This window comes from Lysobacter sp. TY2-98, assembly GCF_003367355.1.
Taxonomy (GTDB): Bacteria; Pseudomonadota; Gammaproteobacteria; order Xanthomonadales; family Xanthomonadaceae; genus Cognatilysobacter.
In genome coordinates this window covers 422,291-437,378 of sequence record NZ_CP031413.1, presented here as the reverse complement: position 1 = coordinate 437,378, position 15,088 = coordinate 422,291, and the positions used below count along the sequence as shown (strand labels likewise).

The following is a 15,088-nucleotide window of genomic DNA, read 5'->3' as shown; positions in this document are numbered from 1 at the left end:
TCGACCCATGCTTTTTCGGTCGTTTCGGATCGCTCTCATGCCGTCTTTGCCTTTGGCACCACCGTCCTACCTGCTCGCGGGCCGCTTCCGCCCACTCTTCTGGCTCGCCTGCTGCTTCCTGGTCATTTCGACGGTGACCCGAGTCGTCCTGCTCGCAGCCGCGTGGGGCGACATTCCCCATTCGCCAGCCGTCGTGGCGGAAGTCTTCGCGATCGGCTTCTTCTTCGATCTGCTGACCTGTCTTTACGTCGGCCTCCCGCTCGTGCTTCTGCTGACGCTCCTTCCCGCGGGCTGGGGCGCATCGAGGCCCGGGCGGGCCGCGATCGGTACGTTGTGTCTGCTCCTGCTGGCGCTGCTGGTGTTCGTCGCCGTTGCGGAATGGACGTTCTGGGAAGAATTCCAGAGCCGCTTCAACTTCATCGCCGTCGACTACCTGGTCTATACCACCGAAGTCCTCGGCAACATTCGGGAGTCCTATGCCGTCGGCCCGATCCTCGCCGGCATCGCGGGCACCACGCTCGCGATCTTCGTCGGGACACGGCGCTGGCGCGCAGGCGGACACGATCTCACCCCGTGGCGGACGCGCTGGACCGTATTGGCGATCTGGGGTGCCGCCGCTGCGCTGGGCACCTGGCTGGTCACGGCCGACACACGGTGGCCGACGGGAAACCACTACGCAGACGCGCTCCAAGGCAACGGCATCTACGAGTTCTTCGCGGCGTATCGCAATCCGTCACTGGATTACGACCAGTACTACCGCACGGTCGCGCAGCCGGATGCGGACGCGCACGTTCGCAGGACGGTCGCAACGCCTGACGCGACGTTCGACGCGCCGACCGGCATGGACCGCACGATCCACAACGCGACGCCGGAGCAGCGGCTCAATGTCGTCCTGATCAGCATCGAGAGCTTCTCGGCCGAATTCTCGGGCACGTACGGGCGGGCGGAATCGCTCACGCCCAATCTCGATCGACTGACACCGGCAAGCCTGCTGTTCACCCAGCTCTATGCCACGGGCACGCGCACCGTCCGTGGTCTCGAGGCGCTATCGCTTTCCGTGCCGCCCACGCCCGGAGAGTCGATCGTGAAGCGTCCCGGCAACGAACATCTGTTCTCGCTGGCAAGCGTCTTCAACGCGAAGGGGTACGACTCATCGTTCATTTACGGCGGGTACGGCGCCTTCGACAACATGAACTACTTCTTCGGCCACAACGGTTACACGATCCATGACCGCGCCGAGGTTCCGAGCGACGCCGTCCACCACGCCACGGTGTGGGGCGTCTCGGATGAAGACCTGTACACGATGGCGATGAAGACGTTCGATCGAAGCGCTGCAGCGGGACGACCGTTCTTTGCGCACGTGATGACCACGTCCAACCATCGGCCCTACACGTTCCCGGAAGGTCGCGGCGCGTTCAAACAGAAGTCCCGCATTGGCGCGGTCCGGTATACCGACTGGGCGGTCGGAGACTTTCTTCGACGTGCACGCACCCACCCGTGGTTCCGCGACACGGTCTTCGTCATCACGGCAGACCATTGCGCTTTCAGTGCCGGCAAGGCTGACCTGCCTGCATTCCGCTATCACATCCCCATGTGGGTCTACTCGCCGGCGCATATCGCGCCGGGTCGCGTTGATGGCCTGATGAGCCAGATCGACGTGCCGCCCACCCTGCTGGGCCTGCTCGGGATGGACTATCGCAGCCGGTTCTACGGCGTGGACGTCGCGCAGTCGCGTCCTGAGCGCGCGCTGATCGGAACGTACCAGCTCCTCGGCTATCTGACGCCGAACCGCCTCGTGCAGTTGGCGCCGCACCGTCGCGTCGCGACGTTGAAACCTGCGCTGACCGCGGACGAATCCCAGCCGGTCGTGCCGGACGACCCGGTTCTGACGTTGGACGCCATCAGCTACTACGAGTCAGCCGCTGCGGCGTTCCACAGCGGCCAGATGCGGACACCGTTCCGACCGCTCCCCGCTGTATCCGCGCGCTAGCCATGCGATGAACACCTGCGCCGGGACGAGCGCTCGGCGTCATTCTCCACTCCACCCGCGAGGCCGTCCGTGATTCACGATGCGATGAACACGCCCATTGCAGCCCTGGCATGGACGGGACTGCACGCATCGCCATGGAAGCTGATCGGCTGGCTGGGCGCCGGCATGTTCAGCCTGCGCTGGGCCGTACAGCTTCTGGCGTCACGGCGTGCCGGACGTCCGGTCATCCCTCGGCTCTTCTGGATCATGAGCGTTACCGGCAGCGCACTCTCGCTCGCCTACTTCACGCTCTCGGCCAAGCAGGATTCGGTCGGCGTACTCCAGAACCTGTTCCCGGCGATGACGTCCGTTTACAGCCTCTACCTCGACATCCGATCACCGCGGCAGCGCGCGACGGACGCGGCGGATGGAGGAAGCCGGGACGGCCGAACGACCCTCCAGATCGAGGGCACCGCAGACGCGACGTCGTGAGCAGTGGTCTGCCCCTGTGCGCGGCGAACACACGGCGTGAGGTGAAAGTCCAACGTCGAGCGCGGTATCCGACGTTCTCATGATGTTGCGTGCCGCCATGGAGCGCCAGGGTGCGTGGCTGTTCCGGTGGCGCAGCTACCCACCGGTCGCGGCCCTGGCGCTGTTGCTGCTCCGCGTCGGGCACTACCACTACCTGGGCGGCAGCAAGTTTGACGACGACGTCTGGCAGTTCTGCTGTGCCCTGCTCGCCGCGCTGGGGCTGCTGGTGCGCGCGTTGGTGGTGGGGCATGTCCCGAAGGACACCTCCGGCCGCAACGCACGCGAACAGCGAGCGGAGGCGCTGAATACCACCGGGCTGTATTCGCTCGTGCGGCACCCGCTCTACATCGGTAACTTCCTGATCTTCGTCGGCACCGTCGCGTTCCTGCACGACCCGTGGCCATCCGCGGTGTGCATCCTCGGGTTCTGGCTCTACCACGAGAGGATCATGCTGGCCGAGGAAGCATTCCTCGCGGAACGCTTCGGTAGCGCTTACGAGATCTGGGCTGCTCGGACGCCAGCACTTATCCCGACCCTTCGCCACTGGTCCAAACCAAGCCTGCCCTTCTCGATCCGCAACGTATTGCGTCGCGAATACAACAACGTCTTCAGCGTGGCGCTCGCCATGTTCGTGCTTGACGTGGCGTCCGAGTCGACCGTGCAGGGACGCCTCTCCGTCGGGCCGATCTGGACCATCGCAGTTCTCGTTGGGCTTGCTGCGTGGCTGATCCTCCGCACGCTCAAGAGGCGAACAAGCATTCTTCGCGTTCAGGGGCGCTAGGCGCGATACGCCGTCGCCCAGTCACGCGCGGGTTCTGCGTTTCACTGCATGGGCGTTGGTCCGCGCAGGCAACATGCCTCGCGCGCGATGGAGCCGGAGTTGGCTGCACGCGCTCCCGTGCGAACTCACGCTGCGGCCCGTCAGATGTCACGCAGAGCCCGGACTCGAAGCCGACACGGGTCGACATCGCGCAACGAGGTCGCGTATGCCGGCGTGCGGCTCAGCGATGCGAAACGAGGTCCTTTGCCACCGCCTCCAATGCTACATCCCGACCCGCCGCGATCGACGCGCGATCGGGAACAGCGACGATGTCCGGTGCCACGCCGCCGTCCGGCTGTGGACTGTCCGAAACCTGCGCGACGAGCGGCAGATCGAGTTCGATGCCCGAGTGCGGCAGGCGCAGAAAATAGAAGGCGCTTCCGTTGATGCCGCGCAGGTTTCCGCCGGTGGGTTCGCCCACCAGGGTGCCGCGTCCGCTGGCGTGCAGCAGTTGCGCGAACTGGAATGTCGCCGAACTGTTCGTTGCGGACGTCAGCACGTAGACGCGCCCGGAGTAATGCGGTGCCTCGGGCGCGATGGGCTCACCCGGCGATGCCGGATGCCAGCGGGTCAGCTGGTAATAGCGCACGTCGAACGGGATCGCGTCCGCACCCCAGTCATCAAAGGAGCGATCCCAGGTATCCAGATGCGGCCTCAGGTCGGCAGGCACGCTGCGGTAGCGGACGAGCTGGCGGTAGAACGGGCGTTGGACGGGTCGATCGATGAGATGCGCGAGCAGCCCGTCGCCAATGTCCATGCCGCCCTCGTTCGCGCGCAGGTCGATCACGAGCGCGGGAACATGATCCCGTTCCAGCTGGACGAAGGTGTCGGTCAGAAACGCCTTCCAGTCCCATGGCGTGTCGTAGAGCGCCCACGTCGGCATGTCGAGCACCGCGAAACCCGATCGCGTGCGGTCGAGCCGCCAGGGCGCCCCGCCCTCGCGCACTGCAGGGCGCATCGCGAGGCGCTCCGGCCACGCCAGGCCGGGAACTCGCATCTGCTGGGGTGTCGTTTCGCCAGGGCGCAGCACGACCAGATCGAACATGTCGCCTGGCGCAGGAAACGCCAGCGCGAAGAAGACATCGAACGGCTCGTACTTCTCGTCACCGAGAACCTGCAGCTGCGCGATGCGCTTGGCATCATTGGCGCCGTCAGCCCGCGTGTAGGGCAGTAGTGCCGCCAGCACTTCGCGAACGGGCACGCCGTTGATCGAAACAACCTCGGTTCCCGGCGCGAGATCAGGCGCCGACGCGGCCGCGCGTACCACGATCATGCGCTGGTCGACCCAGCGGAAATGGAAGGGCACGCGTCCGCGGCCGGCTTCGAACAGCGCGCTGCGGATCGCTTCCGGCTGATTGTGGAAGTTCGTGTACGTGTGACCGCACTTCACCTGCGCCGCGAGGCGCGAGAACGCCATGTACGCCTGAGCGAGCGTGGCGCCACCGCGCAGCTCGTCGCGCAGCGCGTCGAAGTCGCGCGCCATCCGGGCGGGTGTGGTGGACCGATACAGGCCCGGATGCAGGCGCTCGTAGGCCGACTGGAGTAGGTCGACATCGTGCACAAGCCCAGCGCCCTCGATGCGCGTTTCCACTGCCGGCGCCGCAGGGGTTGCGGCGATGGCGAACAGCGCTGCGGCGGCAAGAAGCGGTGCGAAACGCATGACATGCTCCTTCAGTAGACCCGGGACAGCACGGCTCAGGAGTCCATGCGGTCCGTCGACGAGTACACGCGCGCGCCCGATGCGGGCACACGGTCGTCGCGCGTGAGCGGACAGTCGACCTCGACCAGAACGACCACTCCGCTTCGCTCCGCGGTGCGCGAGCCGATGTGCAACGCCCCACCGATCTCACGCGTGCGTTCACGCATGCTCAGCAGACCGAGGCCCTGGGCCGGGGCGGCCGCTCCCTGCTGCAGACCGATGCCGTCGTCCTCGATTCGCAGCCGCACACGCCTGCCTTCGCGCTCCAGCCCGACCTGCACCTCGCTCGCGCCGGCATGCTTCTCGATGTTGTGCAGCGCTTCCTGGGCGATGCGATACAGCGCCGTGGCGACGTCGAGCGGCAGGTCCGGAACGTCCTGCAGCTGGGCCTGCACGCGCGTCGTGGACGGCTGCGCATCGCACAGCGCCTGCAGCGCCGGCGCGAGACCGGCGTACCGCAGCAGGCTCGGATGCAAGGCATGCGACATGCGCCGTACGTCCTCCGACACCTCCGTCACCGCCGCCTGCAGTTCGGCGAGCAGCGCGCGCGCCGGGCCCTGCGCGTTCTGTCGCTCGATGCTGAGGCGGATGGCGATCGACGCCATCGACTGGTTGATGCCGTCGTGCAGATCTCGGGCGATGCGCGCGCGCTCGTCTTCCTGCGCGCGCATGAGCTGCACCGTCATCGCCTGCAGCCGACCGTGCGCGTGTTGGAGGGCGTAGGTGCGCGTGGCGTGCTGCTCGACGACGACCGTCATGTAGAGCAGCGCGACCGTGAGCAACACCGTCCAAAGCTGCACCGCAACGGTGGTGGTCGCCAGGTCGTCGCGGATGAAGGGGCCGATACCTGCCGCGCTGAAATGCATGGCGAGCAGGCCGACCGTCAGCATCGCGAGCGACGCGCCCAAGGAGCGGAAGCACACCATCGCCCAGATCAGGAATGGGACCGGCGCGACCAGCAGCGCCGGTTGCAGGCGTTCCATCGGCAGTGGCGACGTCCACGCGAGGCACAGCAGCACGAGCAGCGCCGCACCGACGGCAAGGCGCGCGCGGCTCGCCTCCAACGGCACCCGCTGCCGCCGTTGCATCGCAAGCCACACCACGGCCGGGACCAGCATCAGGTTGCCCAGACTCTGCGCGAGCGACACGTTCGGCCAGTCGGACAGATAGGGCGCAAGCACGGTGCCGCGGATCGCATAGGCGATCCATGCCGCGCTCAGCATCGGCAGCGCGAGCCCGCCTGTCAGCACGAACGCGGTGAGCAGCCGGAAGTCTTCGAGGGGTGACTGCAGCCGCCGGCCCAATGCGTGCAGGGCGGCGGCGACCAGCGGCGTGGCAACCAGCGATCCCAGCATCGCCGTCATCACCGCCAACGGCGGTACCCCGAGTGCACCGAACGCTGCCGCTTCGCCCACGGCAGTCGCCAGCAGGCAGATCCACCAGCGCCGCCGCGGCTGCAGCAGCAACGCACTCAACAGCACCGCGCCCGGAAACCACACCATGTGGCTGCGAGGATTCGGCATCCACAGCAGCATCGACGCCCATTGCGAGCAGGCCACCGAAGCCGCGACCAGCGCGCCCAGCCCGACCGAACGCATCGACGACGCCTGTGCACTCATGCCGGTCCCCCGGGTGGGCAATGGCCACTGGACGTGGAGTAATCTCGCGACGGCGCGACGATGCGCCGCCCGACTCGACCGCGCACAGGATGCCGCAGATGTCGTCCGACCGCCCACGCGTTGTGCTCGCCGATGACCACCGCCTGGTCGCCGAAGGCCTGCAGCGCCTGCTGCAGGACGAGTGCGACCTGGTCGCCTGCGTCGCCAGCGGTACCGCGCTGCTCGACGCCGTCCGCCAGCACGCGCCGGACCTCGTCGTCAGCGACCTCGCCATGCCCGATCGCAACGGCCTGAGCGTGGTGCGTGAACTGCGTGAGCAGGGCATCGACGTCCCCTTCGTATTCCTGACCATGCACGCCGAGCCCGCGCTGGCCGAGCAGGCCTTCCGTGCCGGCGCGTCGGCCTACGTGCTCAAGAGCTCGGCCGGCGAGGAACTGCTGCGCGCGATCCACGCGGTGCGCAGCGGGCGTACCTACATCACGCCGACGCTCGCTGCGCACGTCATCGCCGCACCGGCCCGCGGCCGCCAGCACGTGCTCACCGACAAGCAGCGGCAGGTGCTGCAGCTGGTGTGCGCGGGTCTGCGCTCCAAGCAGGTCGCCGCGGAACTCGGCGTTTCCGTGCGCACCGTGGAGTCGCACCGTTACGCGATCATGCAGGCGCTCGACGTGCACAGCACCGTCGAACTGGTGCGCAAGGCCGAGGAGTACGGACTGACGCCCGCGCCGCACGAACTGCGACCGCTCGCCTAGAAGTCCCAACGCAGCGCGACGGTCAGCGGCACGGACACGCGCCGCCCGGTGTCGTTGATCGACGCGAGCCCAAGTGGTCCGATCGCGCTGTCGTCGCCGTCGAGCGAATCGACATAGCGGATGCCCGTCTCGGCGACGAAGCTGCCACGCGCGGAGACCGGCACGCTGACGCCGAGGTCGACGCCTGCGCTCACCGCCCAGTTGCTCGAGTAGAACGGCGCATCGGGGATCGTGATGCCGGCGTCGGGAATTTCGAAGGTGGCCTTGATGTCGTCGGTGCGCGTCGCGCCCAGCCGCGCCGCGACGTAGGGGCGTGCCGCGCCGGCCTCCATGAAATACCAGCGTGCGCCGCCCTCGATGCTAGTCGCCTTGTACGCCGAAAAACCGCCGTAGACGGGCAGCGCGGTATTGAGTGCCGGTACGAAGGCATCGCCGACCTGCAGGCGCCCGCGCGATGCGCGCGTCTGGCGGATGTCGCCGAACCATTCGAGCCGGTCGCTCACCGCGCGCGCGACGCTGAGCCCGCCGACGGTCGCCATGTCGTAGACCCGTGCATGGCTGCGCGAGCCGATGCGCAGCTGTGCGGCGACACCGGCGAGCGCCGGATTGAGCGGCCCGAGGTCGGGGACATCCACGGTCGCCCCGGTGTGGACATCGCCGCTGACCGGGGTGTCGACCCCGCCGAACAGCGTGAACGACCAGCGACCCGCTTCCGGCCCCGCTGCGTGAACGGCGGGGGAGGCAACGAGCGCGAGCGCTGCGATCACCATCGCTTTCATGCGTCACCTCTGCGTTGTGGGGGATGCGTGGCGAGTGCGCCTCGCCACGTGGCGGAGGACGTTATCGCCGCGCCGCGCGCCAGCCCTCCGTACAAGTACGCAAATCCACGCCGGAGATCGCAGTAGTTTCCGAAGCGCGTGCGTGGCCTACGCAAATCTACGGATGTGGCGGCACGCGATGGCGTGCCATAAAGCGGCCGTCGCCGCCCGTGCCGTCTCCATGACTTCCCTTCCCACTGCACGCACCGCTGCCGTCGCCTCGCTCCTTCGCTGGTTCGACGGTGCGGCGGGCGTGCCCGTCGCGGACGATCCGCGCGCCGACCGGATCGACATGCTGCGTGCGCTTCCGTTCGCCGCGCTCCACCTTGGTTGCGTGGGCATCGTCTGGACCGGCGTATCGGCGACCGCACTGGCGGTCGCGATCGCGCTGTATCTGGTGCGCATGTTCGCGATCACCGGCTTCTACCACCGCTACTTCTCCCATCGCACATTCCGCACGTCACGCGCCGTGCAGTTCGTGTTCGCCGTGCTGGGCGCGTCGTGCGTGCAGCGCGGCCCGCTGTGGTGGGCCGCGCATCACCGCCACCACCACGCGAACGCCGACTCGCCTCGCGACCTGCATTCGCCGCGCGTGCACGGCTTCTGGCGCAGCCACGTCGGCTGGTTCCTGACGCGGCGTGCGTTCGCCACCGACCTGGCGCGCGTGCCCGACCTGGCGCGCTTCCCCGAGCTGCGCTGGCTCGACCGCTTCGACGTCGCCGTCCCGCTCGCCCTCATGGCGCTGCTGTACGGCGTCGGCGCGCTGCTCGCGCGCGTCGCCCCCGGGCTGGGCACCAGCGGCTCCCAACTCGTGGTCTGGGGCTTCTTTGTGTCGACGGTCGCGCTGTTCCACGTCACGGTGACGATCAACTCGCTCGCGCACCGTTTCGGCTCGCGACGGTTCGAAACGCGCGACGACAGCCGCAACAACCCGCTGCTCGCGCTGGTGACGCTCGGCGAGGGCTGGCACAACAACCACCACTTCTTCCCCGGCACCGCGCGCCAGGGCTTCTACTGGTGGGAAATCGACCTTACCTGGTACGGCCTGGAGTTGCTCGCCGCGCTCGGGCTCGTGCACGACGTCAAGCGCGTGCCCGCCTGGGTGCACGCCAAGGCGCGGGCCTGACATGCGCATCGCCGTCATCGGTTCGGGCATCTCCGGCCTCGCCAGCGCGTGGCTGCTCTCGCGCGTGCACGAGGTCGTGCTGTTCGAGGCCGCGGACTATCTCGGGGGACACACGCATACCCATGAGGTCGTCGTCGACGGGCACACGCTGTCGGTCGACACCGGTTTCATCGTCCACAACCCGGTGCACTACCCGCTGCTGACCCGACTGTTCGACGAACTCGGCGTCGCCACGCAACCGACGACGATGAGCTTCTCGGTGCACAACGCGCGCACCGGGCTCGAATACAACGCGACGTCGCTCGACGCGCTGTTCTGCCAGCGCCGCAACCTGGTGTCCGCACGGTTCTGGCGGATGCTCGCCGACCTGCGCCGCTTCTACCGCAGCGCGCCGTCGCTCCTTGCGAGCGACGACGCCGGCCCCACGCTCGGCGACTACCTGCAATGCGAAGGCTACGGCGACGCCTTCCGCGACGACCACCTGGTGCCCATGGCGTCGGCGCTGTGGTCCGCGCCGGTGCGCGATGTCCTGCGCTTCCCCGCGCGCCATCTCGTCCAGTTCATGGCCAACCACCAGATGCTGCAGCTGACGGGGCGGCCGCAATGGCGCGTCGTCACCGGTGGCTCGTCGCGCTACGTGCGGGCGATGCAGGCATCGTGGCGCGCAACGGTGCGGTCGCGGACACCCGTGCGGGCGGTGCGTCGCGACGACGACGGCGTGTTCGTCCACACCGCGGCCGGGGAAGAGCGTTTCGACCGCGTCGTGCTCGCCTGCCACAGCGACCAGGCCCTCGGCCTGCTGACCGACGCCGACGCGCGCGAGCGCGACGTGCTCGGGGCGATCGGCTACCAGCACAACGACGTCGCGCTGCACACCGACGCGCGCCTACTGCCGCGACGTCGCAAGGCTTGGGCCGCGTGGAACGCGCATGTCGACGCCGACCCCGCGCAGCCCTGCACCGTCAGCTACTGCATGAACCTGCTCCAGGGTCTGCCCGTGCGTACGCCGCTGGTGGTCACACTCAACCGTGACGATGCCATCGATCCGCGGCGCGTCCTCAAGCGCGTCGCGTACAGCCATCCGGTGTTCACCACTGCAGCGGTCGCGGCGCAGGCCCGTCGCCACGAGATCCAGGGGCGACGCCATACCTGGTTCGCCGGCGCCTACTGGGGCTGGGGTTTCCACGAGGACGGCGTGCGCAGCGCGGTCGACGTAGCGGAGGCGCTCGGCGCACCGTGGCGCTCGGCGGACACTGCCGGCGCGCGCGGTGCGGTCATCGCGGCGTCCCCCGACCCGGCGTGGAGCGCGCCATGAGCGCACGCGGTGACGACGTGGGGTCGCGACGCAGCGCGCTGTACGAAGGGCGCGTGCGCCATCGACGCTTTGGCCCGCGCGCGCATGCCTTCGACTACCGCATGGCGCAACTTTTTCTCGACCTCGACGAGGTCGACGACGTGCTGCGTCGACATCCGTTGTGGTCGACGCGCCGTCGCAACGTCGCCGAATTCCGTCGCAGCGACTACCTCGGTCCGTCCTCGATGCCGCTTGCCGACGCCGTGCGCGACCGCATCCGCGGCGCTACGGGGACGGCGGTCGACGGTCCGATCCGGTTGCTGACGCACGCGCGCTACTTCGGCCACGTGTTCAACCCGGTGAGCTTCTACTACTGCTACGCCGCGGACGGCCACGCGCTCGATACCATCGTCGCCGAGATCACCAACACGCCGTGGCGCGAACGCCATGCCTACGTGTTGAACGTGACCGAGGCCGAACGCCGGGGCCGCGCACTGCACTGGCAGTTCGACAAGACCTTCCATGTATCGCCGTTCATGGCCATGCAGCGCCGCTATGCATGGACGTTCACGCCCCCCGGGGCGTCGCTGCACGTCCATATGGACGTATGCGACGGCGATACGCGCGAGTTCGACGCCACGCTGGCGATGCAGCGGCGACCGCTCGACCGCGCCGCGCTGTCGCGCGTGCTCTGGCGCTATCCCGCCATGACGCTGCAGGTGCTCGGCGCGATCCACTGGCAGGCGCTGCGGCTCTGGCTCAAGCGAACCCCGGTCCACGATCACCCCACGAACGACGCCCACGCATGAACGACACCGTGCAGACCCTTGGTTCCACGCGACCGCCCGGCGCGCTCGACCGCCTGTTGCGCGCGCGGGTATGGCGCCAGCTCGGCGCGCTCGCGTCGGGCGGCGTGATGGTGCACGACGCGTGGGGCTCCGCGCTGCTGGGCGATGCCGCGCGCGACACCGCGACACCGGTGATGCATGTGCACGACGCGCGCTTCTATCGCGCCGTCGCGGCCGGTGGAAGCGTCGGTGCGGCCGAGGCATACATGGACGGCTGGTGGAGCTGCGACGACCTGGTCGGCCTGGTGCGCCTGCTGGTGCGCAACCGCGAATTGCTCGACGCGGCCGAGCGAGGACCAGCGCGCGTGGCGGGATGGATGCTGCGTGCCACGCATGCACTGCGGGCGAATACGCGCGCGGGTGCGCGTCGCAACATCGCCGCGCACTATGACCTCGGGAACGACTTCTTCCGGTTGTTCCTGTCGCCGGATCTCATGTATTCGTCGGCGCTCTACGAGCGCGACGACGACACGCTGGACGTCGCGTCCACCCGCAAGCTCGACACGATCTGCCGCAAGTTGCAGCTGTGCCCGGGCGAGCGCGTGCTCGAGATCGGCACCGGCTGGGGCGGTTTCGCCCTGCACGCTGCACGCAACTACGGCTGCCACGTCACCACCACGACGCTGTCGCGCGAGCAATACGGCCTTGCGCGACAGCGCGTGGCCGATGCCGGCCTGCAGGATCGCGTCGAGGTGCTGCTACGCGACTTCCGCGACCTCGACGGCGTCTACGACAAGCTGGTGTCCATCGAGATGGTGGAAGCCATCGGCCCCGGCAACCTGCAGCCCTACTTCGCCTGCCTGCGCGACCGGCTGCGCCCGGAGGGCCTCGCGCTCGTGCAGGCGATCACCATCGAAGACCACCGTTACGCGCAGGCCGTGCGCTCGGTCGACTTCATCAAGCGCCATGTGTTCCCGGGCTCGTTCATTCCGTCGATCGCTGCGCTGATGGAGGCGAAGACGTCGGCCAGCGACCTCGCCCTGCTGCACCTGGAGGACATGGGCCTGTCGTACGCGCGCACGCTCGCCGCCTGGCGCACGCGCTTCCTCGCGCAGCTCCCGCAGGTGCACGCGCTCGGATTCGACGAGCGCTTCGTACGCATGTGGACGTTCTACCTCGCCTACTGCGAAGGCGGCTTCCGCGAACGCTCGATCGGCGTCGCGCAGATGCTGTTCGCGCGACCGGGCTACCGACCCGCGACGCCCGTGAACGTCGTGGAGGCCTGATGCGACGCCTCGCCACCTTCGCGGGTTTCCAGTGGGTGTGGTGGGCCGCCGTGCTCGGCGCCGCGCACGGCAGCGCCGCGCCGGGTGTCGTGGCATGCGCGCTGTTCGTCGCGCTGCAGGTGCGCGCGTCGCACACGCGCGCCGCCGACGTGCGGTTGGTCGCGTGTTCGCTCGTGCTGGGTGCGCTGTTCGATGGCGCGCTCGCGGCGTCGGGCACCGTCACGTATGCGGCAACGACGCCCGGGCTGCCTGCGCCGGCATGGATCCTTGCGATGTGGGCGGCGTTCGCGCTGACGCTCGACCATGCGTTGAAGGGACTGGGGCCGATGCAGGCGGCCGTGCTGGGTGCGGTCGGCGGCCCCGCCTCCTACGTCGCCGCGCAGCGGCTTGGCGCGGTGACGTTCGAAGAACCGCAACCCGCGCTCGTCGCGCTCGCGGTGGGCTGGTCGTGCGCGTCGTGCCTGCTGCTGGTGCTCGCCCGTCGCCTGCGCGAACAGCAACAGGCGCACGCGTCGCGCTTTGCCGGGGACATGCGATGAGCGTCTTCACTGCCTTGCTGATCGTGTGGGCGGGCGCGGCGGTTGCGCAGACGTTCGCGTGGCGTTGGCAGCAACGCCGGCGCGACGCCGGCATCGTCGACGTGGTCTGGGCCGGCGGCGTCGGCGCGAGCGCGGTGGTGCTCGCCGTACTCGGCGACGGTGCGCTCGCGCCACGCATCGCGCTCGCGCTGTTCGGCGGCACTTGGGGGTTCCGTCTCGCCACGCACCTGTGGCGGCGCGTGCGTGGCGAACACGAGGACGGGCGCTACGCCGCACTGCGCGCCGGCTGGGGCGACCACGGCGCGCGCTGGTTCGCGGTGTTCCAGGCGCAGGCCCTGCTGGTCGTGATCTTCGCGCTGCCGTTCGTTGCGGTCGCGCGCACACCGATCACACCTGCGTGGCCCATTCTCCTCGCAGCGATGATCACGTGGTTGCTCGCAGTCGGCGGCGAAGCCGTCGCCGATGCGCAGCTCGCGCGCTTCCGCGCCGATCCCCGCAATCGTGGACGGACGCTGCGGACCGGCCTGTGGAAGTACAGCCGGCATCCGAACTACTTCTTCGAGTGGCTTCACTGGTTCACGTACGTCCTGCTCGCGGTCGGCTCGCCCATCGCATGGCTGGCCTGGGCCGGCCCCATCACGATGTACGTGTTCCTGCGCTGGTTGAGCGGCATTCCGCACACCGAGCGCCAGGCCCTGCGCACGCGCGGCGACGACTACCGCGCCTATCAGCGCAGCACACCGATGCTGTTTCCATGGTTTCCGAAGGAGTCGCCATGAACACCGTAATGGATGCGGTTTCCGATCGTCCCGATGACGGCCTGCTCGGGCTCGCCGAACGCGGCGTATTGCCCGATCCGCTCATCCGGATCGGCATCCGCCGGCTGTGCGAACAACGCCTGCGCGACGAACTCCGCGGCAGCCTCGAGGCGCAGTCGCAGCGCATGAGCGAACGCCTCGACGGGCTGCGTGCGAGCCCGCTCGCGCTGCACACCGAGGAGGCGAACCGCCAGCATTACGAGCTTCCGGCGTCGTTCTTCGCAGCGTGCCTGGGCGCGCGCCGAAAATATTCGTGCTGCTACTACCCGACCGGCACGGAGACGGTCGACGAGGCCGAGGAGGCGATGCTGCTGCTGTATGCCGAGCGTGCCGGACTCGTGGACGGCCAGGACATCCTGGAACTCGGCTGCGGCTGGGGCTCGCTGACGCTGTGGATGGCCGAGCGCTTTCCGGCGGCACGCATCACCGCGGTGTCGAACTCCCATGGCCAGCGCGAATACATCCTCGAGCAGTGCGCTATTCGCGGGTTCGACAACGTCCAGGTCATCACGCGCGACGTCAACCGCCTCGACCTGGAGGCGAGTGCGTACGACCGCTGCGTGTCGGTCGAGATGTTCGAGCACATGCGCAACTACGACCTGCTGCTGTCGCGCATCGCCACGTGGCTGCGGCCCGGCGGCCAGCTGTTCGTGCACGTGTTCTGCCACCGCACGCTGCTCTATCCGTTCGAGACGGACGGCCAGGACGACTGGATGGGCCGTCACTTCTTCACGGGTGGCCTGATGCCTGCGGCCGACACCTTGCTGCACTTCCAGCAGCACCTGCGGCTGGAGCGTCGCTGGCTGGTCGACGGTCGCCATTACGAGCGTACGGCCAACCACTGGTTGGCCAATCACGATGCGCGACGCGACCCGGTCATGGCCTGCCTGCGCGAGGCCTACGGCGATGCGGCGCCGCTCTGGAACCAGCGCTGGCGCATCTTCTGGATGGCTTGCGCCGAACTTTTCGGATATCGCGGCGGCCAGGAGTGGCACGTCGCCCACTACCGCTTTTCGCGGGGGGCGTGAC

At 68.5% G+C, this 15,088-nt stretch carries 13 protein-coding genes and 1 pseudogene; 11 read left to right on the top strand and 3 right to left on the bottom strand.

What is annotated here, in order from left to right:
- The first annotated feature begins 37 nt into the window (after positions 1-37).
- The 3 genes and pseudogenes from DWG18_RS02060 to DWG18_RS02050 all read left to right on the top strand — a co-directional run bounded on the left by DWG18_RS02060 (position 38) and on the right by DWG18_RS02050 (position 3,281).
- Entirely contained in the window at positions 38-1,990 is a 1,953-nt protein-coding gene (locus tag DWG18_RS02060) for an LTA synthase family protein (RefSeq protein WP_115644943.1), read from the top strand.
- Between the two features lie 84 nt (positions 1,991-2,074).
- A pseudogene (locus DWG18_RS02055) lies at positions 2,075-2,365 on the top strand (lipid-A-disaccharide synthase N-terminal domain-containing protein); the annotation flags it as partial.
- A gap of 175 nt (positions 2,366-2,540) precedes the next feature.
- Entirely contained in the window at positions 2,541-3,281 is a 741-nt protein-coding gene (locus DWG18_RS02050) for an isoprenylcysteine carboxylmethyltransferase family protein (RefSeq protein WP_115644941.1), read from the top strand.
- A 220-nt stretch (positions 3,282-3,501) separates the two neighbouring features.
- On the opposite strand, the gene DWG18_RS02045 is transcribed toward DWG18_RS02050, so the two are convergent.
- Together DWG18_RS02045 and DWG18_RS02040 are read right to left on the bottom strand one after the other, a co-directional pair.
- On the bottom strand, positions 3,502-4,980 hold the full coding sequence (locus DWG18_RS02045) for a S41 family peptidase (RefSeq protein ID WP_115644939.1): 1,479 nt from the start codon (positions 4,978-4,980) through the stop codon (positions 3,502-3,504).
- A gap of 35 nt (positions 4,981-5,015) precedes the next feature.
- Positions 5,016-6,638 (bottom strand): MASE1 domain-containing protein, encoded by a 1,623-nt coding sequence (locus tag DWG18_RS02040; protein ID WP_115644937.1) that lies wholly within the window; start codon positions 6,636-6,638, stop codon positions 5,016-5,018.
- 98 nt (positions 6,639-6,736) lie between these two features.
- Between DWG18_RS02040 and DWG18_RS02035 the strand changes: the two genes are divergently transcribed.
- Positions 6,737-7,390, top strand: coding sequence for a response regulator transcription factor (locus DWG18_RS02035; RefSeq protein ID WP_240318573.1), 654 nt, complete (start codon positions 6,737-6,739; stop codon positions 7,388-7,390).
- Here the strand turns inward: DWG18_RS02035 and DWG18_RS02030 are convergent.
- Positions 7,387-8,169, bottom strand: coding sequence for a hypothetical protein (locus tag DWG18_RS02030; RefSeq protein WP_115644933.1), 783 nt, complete (start codon positions 8,167-8,169; stop codon positions 7,387-7,389). The genes DWG18_RS02035 and DWG18_RS02030 overlap by 4 nt on opposite strands.
- Before the next feature lie 220 nt (positions 8,170-8,389).
- On the opposite strand from DWG18_RS02030, the gene DWG18_RS02025 reads away from it, so the two are divergent.
- Genes DWG18_RS02025 through DWG18_RS01995 form a run of 7 tightly spaced genes read left to right on the top strand, consistent with a single transcriptional unit; the run spans position 8,390 to position 15,087 of the window.
- Positions 8,390-9,334: an acyl-CoA desaturase gene (locus DWG18_RS02025; protein ID WP_115644931.1), complete on the top strand. Its 945-nt coding sequence runs from the start codon at positions 8,390-8,392 to the stop codon at positions 9,332-9,334.
- Position 9,335: 1 nt separating this feature from the next.
- Complete coding sequence (locus tag DWG18_RS02020) at positions 9,336-10,649, top strand: FAD-dependent oxidoreductase (protein WP_115644929.1); 1,314 nt, start codon at positions 9,336-9,338, stop codon at positions 10,647-10,649.
- The gene (locus tag DWG18_RS02015; protein WP_115647988.1) at positions 10,646-11,437 is read left to right on the top strand and encodes a DUF1365 domain-containing protein; all 792 of its coding nucleotides are present in this window, start codon (positions 10,646-10,648) and stop codon (positions 11,435-11,437) included. The genes DWG18_RS02020 and DWG18_RS02015 overlap by 4 nt, the downstream gene beginning before the upstream one ends.
- On the top strand, positions 11,434-12,702 hold the full coding sequence (locus tag DWG18_RS02010; RefSeq protein ID WP_115644927.1) for a cyclopropane-fatty-acyl-phospholipid synthase family protein: 1,269 nt from the start codon (positions 11,434-11,436) through the stop codon (positions 12,700-12,702). The genes DWG18_RS02015 and DWG18_RS02010 overlap by 4 nt, the downstream gene beginning before the upstream one ends.
- Positions 12,702-13,241 carry a DUF2878 domain-containing protein gene (locus tag DWG18_RS02005; RefSeq protein ID WP_115644925.1) on the top strand — a complete coding sequence of 180 codons (540 nt, stop codon included), beginning with the start codon at positions 12,702-12,704 and terminating at the stop codon, positions 13,239-13,241. The genes DWG18_RS02010 and DWG18_RS02005 overlap by 1 nt, the downstream gene beginning before the upstream one ends.
- Complete coding sequence (locus DWG18_RS02000; protein WP_115644923.1) at positions 13,238-14,020, top strand: DUF1295 domain-containing protein; 783 nt, start codon at positions 13,238-13,240, stop codon at positions 14,018-14,020. Before DWG18_RS02005 ends, DWG18_RS02000 begins: the two co-directional genes overlap by 4 nt.
- Complete coding sequence (locus DWG18_RS01995) at positions 14,017-15,087, top strand: cyclopropane-fatty-acyl-phospholipid synthase family protein (protein WP_115644921.1); 1,071 nt, start codon at positions 14,017-14,019, stop codon at positions 15,085-15,087. Before DWG18_RS02000 ends, DWG18_RS01995 begins: the two co-directional genes overlap by 4 nt.
- Position 15,088 lies beyond the last annotated feature (1 nt).

Excerpts from the sequence above, each read along its gene's own strand:
- DWG18_RS02060 (WP_115644943.1), top strand. The coding sequence starts at position 38 with ATGCCGTCTTTGCCTTTGGCACCACCGTCCTACCTGCTCGCGGGCCGC.
- DWG18_RS02050 (WP_115644941.1), top strand. The coding sequence starts at position 2,541 with ATGATGTTGCGTGCCGCCATGGAGCGCCAGGGTGCGTGGCTGTTCCGG.
- DWG18_RS02045 (WP_115644939.1), bottom strand. The coding sequence starts at position 4,980 with ATGCGTTTCGCACCGCTTCTTGCCGCCGCAGCGCTGTTCGCCATCGCC.
- DWG18_RS02040 (WP_115644937.1), bottom strand. The coding sequence starts at position 6,638 with ATGAGTGCACAGGCGTCGTCGATGCGTTCGGTCGGGCTGGGCGCGCTG.
- DWG18_RS02035 (WP_240318573.1), top strand. The coding sequence starts at position 6,737 with ATGTCGTCCGACCGCCCACGCGTTGTGCTCGCCGATGACCACCGCCTG.
- DWG18_RS02030 (WP_115644933.1), bottom strand. The coding sequence starts at position 8,169 with ATGAAAGCGATGGTGATCGCAGCGCTCGCGCTCGTTGCCTCCCCCGCC.
- DWG18_RS02025 (WP_115644931.1), top strand. The coding sequence starts at position 8,390 with ATGACTTCCCTTCCCACTGCACGCACCGCTGCCGTCGCCTCGCTCCTT.
- DWG18_RS02020 (WP_115644929.1), top strand. The coding sequence starts at position 9,336 with ATGCGCATCGCCGTCATCGGTTCGGGCATCTCCGGCCTCGCCAGCGCG.
- DWG18_RS02015 (WP_115647988.1), top strand. The coding sequence starts at position 10,646 with ATGAGCGCACGCGGTGACGACGTGGGGTCGCGACGCAGCGCGCTGTAC.
- DWG18_RS02010 (WP_115644927.1), top strand. The coding sequence starts at position 11,434 with ATGAACGACACCGTGCAGACCCTTGGTTCCACGCGACCGCCCGGCGCG.
- DWG18_RS02005 (WP_115644925.1), top strand. The coding sequence starts at position 12,702 with ATGCGACGCCTCGCCACCTTCGCGGGTTTCCAGTGGGTGTGGTGGGCC.
- DWG18_RS02000 (WP_115644923.1), top strand. The coding sequence starts at position 13,238 with ATGAGCGTCTTCACTGCCTTGCTGATCGTGTGGGCGGGCGCGGCGGTT.
- DWG18_RS01995 (WP_115644921.1), top strand. The coding sequence starts at position 14,017 with ATGAACACCGTAATGGATGCGGTTTCCGATCGTCCCGATGACGGCCTG.